At 62.3% G+C, this 8,982-nt stretch carries 10 protein-coding genes; 5 read left to right on the top strand and 5 right to left on the bottom strand.

Going from position 1 to position 8,982, the window contains the following annotated elements:
* Positions 1-195 precede the first annotated feature (195 nt).
* Genes IHN22_RS11660 through IHN22_RS11650 form a run of 3 tightly spaced genes read left to right on the top strand, consistent with a single transcriptional unit; the run spans position 196 to position 3,305 of the window.
* A complete protein-coding gene (locus tag IHN22_RS11660) occupies positions 196-555 on the top strand; it encodes a BlaI/MecI/CopY family transcriptional regulator (RefSeq protein WP_191435520.1) in 360 nt (119 codons plus the stop codon).
* Positions 556-561: 6 nt separating this feature from the next.
* Complete coding sequence (locus IHN22_RS11655) at positions 562-3,147, top strand: M56 family metallopeptidase (RefSeq protein ID WP_191435518.1); 2,586 nt, start codon at positions 562-564, stop codon at positions 3,145-3,147.
* The gene (locus tag IHN22_RS11650) at positions 3,144-3,305 is read left to right on the top strand and encodes a hypothetical protein (RefSeq protein ID WP_158094670.1); all 162 of its coding nucleotides are present in this window, start codon (positions 3,144-3,146) and stop codon (positions 3,303-3,305) included. Before IHN22_RS11655 ends, IHN22_RS11650 begins: the two co-directional genes overlap by 4 nt.
* 49 nt (positions 3,306-3,354) lie before the next feature.
* Here IHN22_RS11650 and udk read toward each other — a convergent pair whose 3' ends face one another.
* The 5 genes from udk to selD all read right to left on the bottom strand — a co-directional run bounded on the left by udk (position 3,355) and on the right by selD (position 6,815).
* The gene (udk, locus tag IHN22_RS11645; protein ID WP_191435516.1) at positions 3,355-3,972 is read right to left on the bottom strand and encodes a uridine kinase; all 618 of its coding nucleotides are present in this window, start codon (positions 3,970-3,972) and stop codon (positions 3,355-3,357) included.
* A 75-nt stretch (positions 3,973-4,047) separates the two neighbouring features.
* The gene (locus IHN22_RS11640; RefSeq protein WP_191435514.1) at positions 4,048-4,308 is read right to left on the bottom strand and encodes a DUF3343 domain-containing protein; all 261 of its coding nucleotides are present in this window, start codon (positions 4,306-4,308) and stop codon (positions 4,048-4,050) included.
* The gene (locus tag IHN22_RS11635; RefSeq protein ID WP_191435512.1) at positions 4,286-4,489 is read right to left on the bottom strand and encodes a sulfurtransferase TusA family protein; all 204 of its coding nucleotides are present in this window, start codon (positions 4,487-4,489) and stop codon (positions 4,286-4,288) included. Before IHN22_RS11635 ends, IHN22_RS11640 begins: the two co-directional genes overlap by 23 nt.
* 10 nt (positions 4,490-4,499) lie before the next feature.
* Positions 4,500-5,573, bottom strand: a complete 1,074-nt coding sequence (yedE, locus tag IHN22_RS11630) for a YedE family putative selenium transporter (protein ID WP_242955386.1) — start codon at positions 5,571-5,573, stop codon at positions 4,500-4,502.
* Between the two features lie 198 nt (positions 5,574-5,771).
* The gene (gene selD / locus IHN22_RS11625; protein WP_191435510.1) at positions 5,772-6,815 is read right to left on the bottom strand and encodes a selenide, water dikinase SelD; all 1,044 of its coding nucleotides are present in this window, start codon (positions 6,813-6,815) and stop codon (positions 5,772-5,774) included.
* Positions 6,816-6,887: 72 nt separating this feature from the next.
* Between selD and IHN22_RS11620 the strand changes: the two genes are divergently transcribed.
* A complete protein-coding gene (locus IHN22_RS11620; RefSeq protein WP_158098728.1) occupies positions 6,888-7,793 on the top strand; it encodes a selenium metabolism-associated LysR family transcriptional regulator in 906 nt (301 codons plus the stop codon).
* Between the two features lie 68 nt (positions 7,794-7,861).
* A complete protein-coding gene (locus tag IHN22_RS11615) occupies positions 7,862-8,950 on the top strand; it encodes a hypothetical protein (protein ID WP_300986555.1) in 1,089 nt (362 codons plus the stop codon).
* The last annotated feature ends 32 nt before the right edge of the window (positions 8,951-8,982 follow it).

Below are 8,982 nucleotides of genomic sequence, written 5' to 3'. Positions count from 1 at the left end.
CGGCAAAAGGGGCGGATTCCCACGAAAAACGGCCGCCCGGTGGGCGGCCGTTTTTCTCGGAATGACGGGTCTTTGTACGAGCTGCACATTTTGCAACAGCCCCTTTTTTGTAACCGGATTGTCATTGACAGAATGGTCTATAGACTGTAGACTACAGGTGAGGACGACAAGTAGTAGACCAAAGGAGGCGATCCTATGAGCGATTGGAAACTGGGGGCGGTGGAGTCCCGCTTTGCCGATCTCATTTGGCAGGGGGAACCCATGACCTCCACCCAGCTGGTGCGCCAGGCGGAGGAGGCCCTGGGCTGGAAGAAGTCCACCACCTACACGGTGCTCAAGCGGCTGTGCCAGCGGGGCATTTTTCAAAATCAGGACGGGGTGGTGACCGCCCTGGTATCCAAAGAGGAGTTCTACGCCCGGCAGAGCGAGGAATTTGTGGAGGAGACTTTTTCCGGGTCCCTGCCTGCCTTCCTCACCGCCTTCACCCGCCGGAAAAAACTGTCCCAGGAGGAGATCACGCAGTTACAGCAGCTCATCGATGAGAACAGGGGGTGACCTAAGATGACGGCATTCTTATCTCAGACGCTGTTTCCGACCCTTTTGAACATGAGCCTCACGGCGGGTATCGTGATCCTGTGTGTGATAGCGGCCCGACTGGCCCTGAAGCGGGCCCCAAAGGTCTTTTCCTACGCCTTGTGGGCGGTGGTGCTCTTCCGGCTGCTGTGCCCGGTGTCCCTGCCCTCTGGCATCTCTCTGCTGGGGGCCCTGGACGCCCCGGCCAAACAGGCAAGCCCGGTGGTGAGCACCGTCACCTATGTGCAGCCTCAGCGGCAGCCGGAGGCCCTTCAGCCCCAGACCGAGCAGGTGCCGGTGGAACCCCAAACGCCCGCCTCTGATCCTGTGGCTCCTGTGGCCCCCGAACAGCAGACCGCTCCCACCGTGGACTGGGCCGCTGTGGCGGCCTGGGTGTGGCTGGCCGGCGTGCTGGGCATGGCGGGGTACAGCATCTTCGCCCTGCTCCGGCTGCGGCGCAAACTGATTGGTAGTCTGCGTTTGCGAGACAACATCTATTTGGCCGACCACATCTCCACCCCCTTTGTGCTGGGACTGGTGCGGCCTCGGATCTATCTGCCCTCCACCCTGACCCAGGGGGAGATGGGCTACATCATCCGCCATGAGCAGTACCACATCCGCCATCTGGATCATGTGGTGAAGGTGCTGGCCTTTGCCGCCCTGTGCCTCCACTGGTTCAACCCCCTGGTGTGGGCGGCCTTCATTCTGGCGGGCAAGGACATGGAGATGCGATGCGACGAAGCGGTGGTGCGGCAGCTGGGCGAGCGGGTCAAGGCCGACTACTCGGCCTCCCTGCTGGCGCTGGCCACCGGGCGGCTCACCATCGCGGGTACTCCTCTGGCTTTCGGCGAGGGAGACCCCAAGGGGCGTATCCGCAACCTGTTGCGGTGGAAGCGGCCCCGTATGTGGCTGTCCCTGGTGGCTGGGGTGGCCTGCGTGGCGGTCATTGCCGCCTGTGCCGCCAATCCTGCCGGACAGGCCAGTCAGACTCCTTCCAGCGAAAGCGGGCAGTATCAGAGTGTGGAGGACTTTGCCCAGCAGACCTTGGACAGTGTCAAAGAGGTAACCTACTATAAATTCTCCAACGGGACAGCTACTACCGAGGAGGCCACTGCCCAGGTCACCGGCACCAAGGTGGCCTGGCTGGACAAGATGGGCGAGGTGGAAGGACTGGCCCCCGAGGGCACCCTGGAGGCCTGGACCTTTAACTACCTGGTGCAGCTGGACGTTCCCGCCGAAGAAGTTGCCCTGGTGGGCGGTATGTACGAGAAGGACGGCTGGTTTGACCTGGAGGGCCAGGGTGGGCACAACATCGTCGCCTTGCGCTACCCCGACGGCACTTATGACGTTCTTTACGATCAGGTCGTCAACGACAACTTCGATTTCTTGGGCTATCACAAAAGCTATGAAGAGGCTATCTACGACTGGTATGTGACCGACCAGGGCCTGGATCTGCCGCTCTATGTGGGGGACTGGATCGAACAGATCACCTATCCGTCGGAGGACTCCAAGCCCAGCAACTATCCGGTCCACCGGTACGACGGGGACGGCTGGTATCTCTATGTTCCTGTGATGGCCTGGACCCAGTGGTCGGCGGACCCGGTCCACAGCGTATGGGTGTCCCAGTACAATACCGGCTCGGCCATCACGGTGGACTACACCAAGACCAACCTGGCCGACTATCTGGCGGGGGATACCCAGGGCATGACCCCTGCCGGTGACAGCGGACGGGTCTTTGAGGCCCAGTGGTACGGCTGGAACTACCGCTACTACTATGTGGAGGGGACAGAGGGATGCTGGAGGATCACCATCCAGTGGCAGGACACCGCCATTACCGATTATCCTCACATCGCCATTGAGCCCCAGGTGATGGCCCTTATGGCGGAGAGCTTCACCCCGGACAGCCGGATTACCCTGTCGGGGCAAGGGCTGGCCATGGAGTCTGTACTGAAGAATGCCAGCGGGCTGACCAGCCGCCTGGTGTGGGTAGATTGTAACCAGGAGACCGAGCTGACCCGTACCGGAACGGAGGCAGAGGTGCTGGAAGCAGCGGCGGCCAGGCTGGAGTCCATTGAGGACCCGGAGTCCTATATGGATGCCGACGGCGGGCTGTGCCTGTACCTGAACGGCCCGGGGGATTCCCACATCAGCGTCTACGCCATCCAGTCCCAGCCCTATACGGTGCTGCTGCGCTATGTGGGAGATATGGTCAACGAATCGGCCATCGTGGAGGACCCGCAGCTCTATCTCTACCTGATGGCCGCCGGGGAGAACACCAATGTGGAGCTCTACGACCTGGACGACGATGGATTCCAGGAGGCTTTGACCTGGCCCACGGGCGAGAAAAATAATGTGATCATCTATGATTTCTATGGCGATGAGATCCACAAGACCGACGCCGCCCGGGAACTGGGTGCCGACTTTGCCGACATCACGAGGCTCATCGGGAATATCCAGCTGGAATATGGTGATTTGGTGCTGGCCGATGTGGATGGAGTAGAGGGCGTATACCAGTACAAGGACGGAACGCTGACCTATGTCTGCACCCTGGAGGAGGCGCTGCTGAAAACATGATGGTAACAGAGAGGGTTCACCGGCTGTGGCTGGAGGATGAGGCCCGCATCGTCTCCTTCCACCCCATGGAGGGCTGGCGGCTGCTGGACTTTTGGGATCACAGGCATTTCATGGGCTTTCTCCAGAATTTGCAGCAAAAGGGCTACCGATTTCAATGATAAAAGGGGACCTGCCATGAGGCAGGTCCCCTTTTTGTGAGAAAATAGCTTACTCCAGGGCGATATGGCTGCGGATGCGCTGAATGATCATGTCCATAGCCACCTGGTTGCGGCCCCCCTCGGGCACGATCAGGTCGGCGTACCGCTTGGAGGGCTCCACAAACTGCTCATGCATGGGCTTGACGGTGGTGAGGTACTGCTGCACCACCGAGTCCAGGGAGCGGCCCCGCTGTTTTACGTCCCGCATGATGCGGCGGAGGATACGCACGTCGGCGTCGGTGTCCACAAAGAGCTTGATGTCCATCCGCTCTCGCAGGGCGGGCTCCACGAAGATGAGGATGCCCTCCACCAGGATCACCCTGGCGGGACGGACCTCCACCGTCTCGGCGGCCCGGTTGTGCATGGTGTAGTCGTAGGTGGGGCTGTACACCGTCTCCCCCCGGCGCAGGGCGTCCAGATCCTCCACCAGACGCTGGGTGTCGAAGGCGTCCGGGTGGTCGTAGTTCAGCTTGCACCGTTCCTCATAGGGCATCTCGTCGTGCTGCTTGTAGTAGTTGTCGTGGTAGAGGATGGAGACCGAGTCCCCAAAGCGCTCCTTCAGACCCAGAGTCAGGGTGGTTTTGCCCGAGCCGGTGCCCCCGGCGATGCCGATGATCATGGTGTCCATTGCGTCCGCTCCCCCATTTTTTTATTTAGTATAGCATAATCCCCCCGGATGCTACAAGACATCCGGGGGGATTTCTCAGGTTTCCTCGTTCTCGAAGAGCAGCCGGTAGTTTCCCTCTTCATGGAGGTAGACCGCCTCCAGATCCTCATCGGCCCAGGCGTGGTCGAAGGGAAGGGAGAACTTCACGCAGGTGCCGCAGGAGGCGGACAGCTTGCGGGGCACCGGCATCATCACCGCGTTGTCTCCCAGGGCTTTCAGCTTCTTGTGGAAGGTGAGGGCCCCGAAGTGGGTGTGGAAGGTGGCGATGTGCTCCTTACTTGGTGATGGTGAGTTCATAGTCCTCCCCCACCTCTTTCCAGGTCACCTGGTAGCCATTGTTGGTGGCAAACCGGCGCACGTTCTGGAGGGGAGTCTCATTGTCCACCAGCACCACCAGGGGGGTGCCGTTTTGCAGGGCCTTCTTGATCATGAGCACCGGCTCAGGACAGGAGTAGCCTCTGGCGTCCACTTGATTCATACCGTTCACCTCACGCTTTCTTGGTGTTGCCCGCGCCGATGGCGCAGACCAGGACCAGACCGATGATGACGGCCACCTTGCCGGCAAAGCTGGGGCCGTCGGTGGAGGAGGCCAGGCCGAAGTTATGGCAGAAGGCGGCGCCCACCACCATGCCCAGCACGGCCACGGAGGAGTCGCTGTTGCCGCTGCCGGAGAGGATGAGCTGACGCAGGGGACAGCCGCCCAGCAGCACGGAGCCCAGACCCACCAGCACCATGCCCAGCAGGTTCCAAAGCCCGTCGGTGTGGGCCACGGCCTGACCGGCAAAGCCGGGGTTGAAGCCGCCCTTGAGGCCCATGCCGCCCACGATCAGGTTGCCCACCAGCACGGCCACGAAGATGGCCACGAAGCCCATCAGCAGGTGGAAGTCCTTCAGCATCATGGCGTCCCGGATGCCGCCGGCCATGCACAGACGGCTGCGCTGGGCGATGGCGCCCACCACCAGACCGGCGATAAGGGCGGCGGCGATGGGGGCCCGCATGGAGCCGGGACCCTCAGTAGAGAAGAAGATGAAGGCGGGAGCGGCGATCACCAGGATGAGCAGGCCCACGTTGACAGCGGGCATGAGCACACCCTCGATCTTGGGCTGAGGCTGGGACTTCTTGAGGGAGAAGCCTGCCTTCAGGAACAGGGTGCCCACGAAGATGCCGATGATGAAGCCAATGAGGCCCAGGATGGCGTTTCCGTCGCCGCCGCCCAGGCGGATGACCATCCGCAGGGGGCAGCCCAGGAACATGAGGGCGCCCACCATGACGCAGAAGCCCAGCACGAACCGGGTCATGGGGGAGGAGCCGCCCCGCACCTTGAATTCCTTGCCTGCCAGGGCCATGATCATGGCGCCCAGCACCAGGCCAATGATCTCGGGCCGGATGTACTGCACAATGGCGGCCCGGTGCATCCCCACGCCGCCGGCGATGTCCCGCAGGAAGCAGGCGATACAGAAGCCCATGTTTACCGGGTTGCCCAGAGCAACCAGCACCACCGAGGCGATGCCTACCACCAGCCCGGCCAGAATAACCGGCAGGTGTCCTTTAAGCTTTGTCACACACAACACCTCTCTAACTTTTTTTCAGGAAAGCAAACAAACTTTCTCTCAAGCAGATTATAGCGCCGGGGTACAAAAATTTGAAATACGAATTTTCCATAAATGAAATGAAAGATATAGAAAAAATCAATAAAGAGAGGTATAATGGGAAAACGCACAAAGGGCTGCCGCACAACGTGCGGCAGCCCTTTTGTCTGCTTATGGCTTGATGTGGACCAGCTTTTCCCCTCTGGGACGCACCGCGCCCACGGCCACGGCGGGTACCCCGGCGTCCATCATCCGGCCCATGAGGGCGTGGAGCTGGCGCTCGGGTACGCTGAACAGCAGTCCGCCGGCGGTCTGGGGGTCGTAGAGACAGTCCAGCACCTCCCGGGGGACGGCGGAGTCCTCCAGGGTGTCGCCGGCGGTAAAGTCCATGTTGCGGTAGGCGCCGGCGGGGATGATGCCGTCCCGTGCCAGCTCAAGAGCCTTGGGTACGATGGGCACCTTGCCCGCCCACAGCTCCATGGTGGTGCCGCTGCCCTCCGCCATCTCCTTCACATGGCCCACCAGGCCGAAGCCGGTGACGTCGGTGCAGGCGCTGAGGGCAATAGACCCCACCGCCTGGGCGGCGTACTTGTTCAGGGTGGTCATCAGTTCCACCATCTGCTTGTAGTCGGTCTCCTCCAGCAGCTCGGCTTTGGCGGCGGTGGACAGGATGCCGGTGCCAAGCGCCTTGGTAAGTACCAGGATGTCCCCCACCTTTGCCCCGCTGTTGGTGAGGATGCGGCGGGGATGGACCAGCCCGGTGACGCACAGGCCGTACTTGGGCTCCTGATCCTCAATGCTGTGGCCGCCGGCGATCACTGCTCCGGCCTCAGTTACCTTGGAGGCGCCTCCTGCCAGAATATCTCCCACCGCCTCCACCGGCAGGCAGGAGGGGAAGGCCAGCAGATTCATGGCCAGCCGGGGCTCGCCCCCCATGGCGTACACGTCGGAGAGGGCGTTGGTGGCGGCAATCTGCCCGAAGGTATAGGGGTCGTCCACCACCGGAGGGAAGAAGTCCACCGTCTGGATCATGGCCACGTCGTGACTGACCTTGTAGACGGCGGCGTCGTCGCTGGAGTCATAACCCACCAGCAGGTTGGGGTCCGCCGCTTTGGGCAGGCCCGCCAATACATTCCTTAGGACACCCGGCCCTATTTTGGCCCCTCACCCACCGGCCGTGGTCATGGCGGTCAGGCGCAGCTTCTCATACGGCATCTCATCACCCCCTGAATGTTTGTTAGCAACAGTGTATCTTATTTCAACGAAAAAAGCAATCGGAGGCTTACCATGCAATTCAAACAACTGGAGGCATTTTTACAGGTGGCGCGCCAGCGCAGCTTTTCCAAGGCGGCGGAGGCCCTCTATCTCACCCAGCCTACCGTCAGCGCCCATGTAGCCGCTCTGGAGGACGAGTTGGGGACCCAGCTGGTGGTGCGCTCCACCCGGGAACTGCGGCTCACCGCCGCCGGGCGGGTGCTCAGCCGGTACGCCGCCGAGATTTTGGGCCTGTGCCAACGGGCGGCCCAGGATGTGCGCACCGCCGCCTCCTCCATCTCGGGGACTTTGTCGGTGGCGGCCTCCACCGTGCCCTCTCAGTACCTGCTGCCCCAGATCCTGCCCCTGCTGCGCCAGCGCTACCCCGACGTGTTTTTCCAGGTCCGGCAGGGGGACAGCGGCCAGGTGGTCCAGTGGATGGTGGAAAACGGAGCCGAGCTGGGGCTGGTGGGGGCTCCGGTCCAGCGAGCGGGACTGCTGTGCGTCCCCTTCTTCGCGGAACAGCTGGTGATTGCCACCCCCAACACCCCGGAGTATCAGGCCCTGGGAGGCCAGATGACGCCGGAGATCCTGAGACACGCCCCCTTCCTGATGCGGGAGCCTGGCTCCGGTACCCGCAAGCAGGCCGAGCAGTATCTCAAGGGCATCGGCCTGGAGATTAAGAATCTGACTATGGCAGCCCAGTTGGAGAGTACTGAGAGCATCCTCCAGGGGGTGAAGAATGGCCTGGGCATCTCCATCCTGTCGGGCTGCGCCGCCAAAGAGGCGGCTCAGGAGGGCAAAATCCTGGTGTTCGCCCCGGAGAGCCCCCTGCTGGAGCGGCAGTTCTATCTGCTCTACCGGCGCTCCAGCCCCCTGTCCCCGGCGGCGGCCATGCTGGTGGAGGAATTACTCTACTTTTACCGGGACAAGATGTGACCGGCGCACCGTCCAACCTGCCCACGCATACCCTGAGAGTGAGAAACTTACTCTTGGAGGGTCTTTTTATGGAAGCAGAGGCAAGGATCTGTTATTACTTAGGGGCCAATGCCCCCACCGGCTTTTATTCCCTTTACGATCAGATGCTGGACCCGGAGAAGGCCCGGGACATCCGCATTTTGAAGGGCGGGCCGGGCTGCGGCAAATCCACCCTGATGAAGCAGGTGGGGCGGGCCATGGAGGAAGAGGGCTACTCGGTGGAGTACATCCGCTGCTCCGGCGATCCCGACTCCCTGGATGCGGTCATCATCCCCGCCCTGGGTGCGGCGGTGGTGGACGGCACCGCCCCCCATGTGGTGGAGCCCAAATATCCCGGCCTGGTGGAGAGCTATGTGGATCTGGGGGCCTGCTATGACCGGGCGGCACTCCAGGCGGTGGGGACTGAACTGAAAGGGTGCATGAAGGGCTATAAGGCCTGCTACGCCCGGGCCTACCGCTGCCTCACCGCTGCCGCCCAGCTGGAGGAGGACGGGCGGGCCCTGCTGCTCACCCCTGCCCTGGAGGCCAAGATGGCCAAGCGGGCCAAGGGCATCCTGTCCCGGGAACTGAAGCGGGAAGGGGAGCAGGCGGGCCGGTCGGTACAGCGGTTTTTGGGGGCGGTGACCTGGCAGGGGGTGCTGCGGGAGTACGGCACGGTGGAGGCTCAGTGCAGCAGGGTATATGAGCTGAGCGATACCTATGGTCTGGCCCACACCATGCTCACCTGCCTGGCCGCCGGGGCCATGGCAGCGGGCCACGACGTGGTGGCCTGCCCCGATCCCATGTTCCCTGACCGGATGGCCCATCTGATCGTTCCCGATCTGTCTCTGGCCTTTGTGAGCACCACCCCCGAGCAGCCCTGGCTCCGCCGGCCCTACCGCCGCATCCGGCTGGAGGCCATGGTGGACACCGAGCTGCTGCGGCGCAGCCGGGCCCGGCTGCGCTTTGCCCGGAAGGTGACTGCCGCCCTCATGGAGGAGGCGGTGGACGCCCTGGCTCAGGCCAAGGCCATGCACGATGAGCTGGAGGCCATCTATAATCCCCATGTGGACTTTGACCGGGTACACGCTCGGGGGGAGGAGATCATAGAGAATTTTCTGGCCCTGGAGCAGGCGTAAAGAAGAGAAGCGGCCGCCTTTCGGCGGCCGCT

Origin of the sequence: Flavonifractor sp. An112 (genome assembly GCF_904377885.1) — a bacterium.
Taxonomy (GTDB): Bacteria; Bacillota; Clostridia; order Oscillospirales; family Oscillospiraceae; genus Flavonifractor; species Flavonifractor avicola.
Note: the sequence above shows the minus strand (reverse complement) of the source record. Positions and strands in the feature narration are given on the sequence as shown.

Bases quoted from the DNA above. Each gene is read 5' to 3' on its own strand.
- IHN22_RS11635 (WP_191435512.1), bottom strand. From the start codon at position 4,489: ATGAATCAAGTGGACGCCAGAGGCTACTCCTGTCCTGAGCCGGTGCTC.
- IHN22_RS11655 (WP_191435518.1), top strand. From the start codon at position 562: ATGACGGCATTCTTATCTCAGACGCTGTTTCCGACCCTTTTGAACATG.
- IHN22_RS11615 (WP_300986555.1), top strand. From the start codon at position 7,862: ATGGAAGCAGAGGCAAGGATCTGTTATTACTTAGGGGCCAATGCCCCC.
- IHN22_RS11660 (WP_191435520.1), top strand. From the start codon at position 196: ATGAGCGATTGGAAACTGGGGGCGGTGGAGTCCCGCTTTGCCGATCTC.
- udk (WP_191435516.1), bottom strand. From the start codon at position 3,972: ATGGACACCATGATCATCGGCATCGCCGGGGGCACCGGCTCGGGCAAA.
- IHN22_RS11620 (WP_158098728.1), top strand. From the start codon at position 6,888: ATGCAATTCAAACAACTGGAGGCATTTTTACAGGTGGCGCGCCAGCGC.
- IHN22_RS11650 (WP_158094670.1), top strand. From the start codon at position 3,144: ATGATGGTAACAGAGAGGGTTCACCGGCTGTGGCTGGAGGATGAGGCC.
- IHN22_RS11640 (WP_191435514.1), bottom strand. From the start codon at position 4,308: ATGAACTCACCATCACCAAGTAAGGAGCACATCGCCACCTTCCACACC.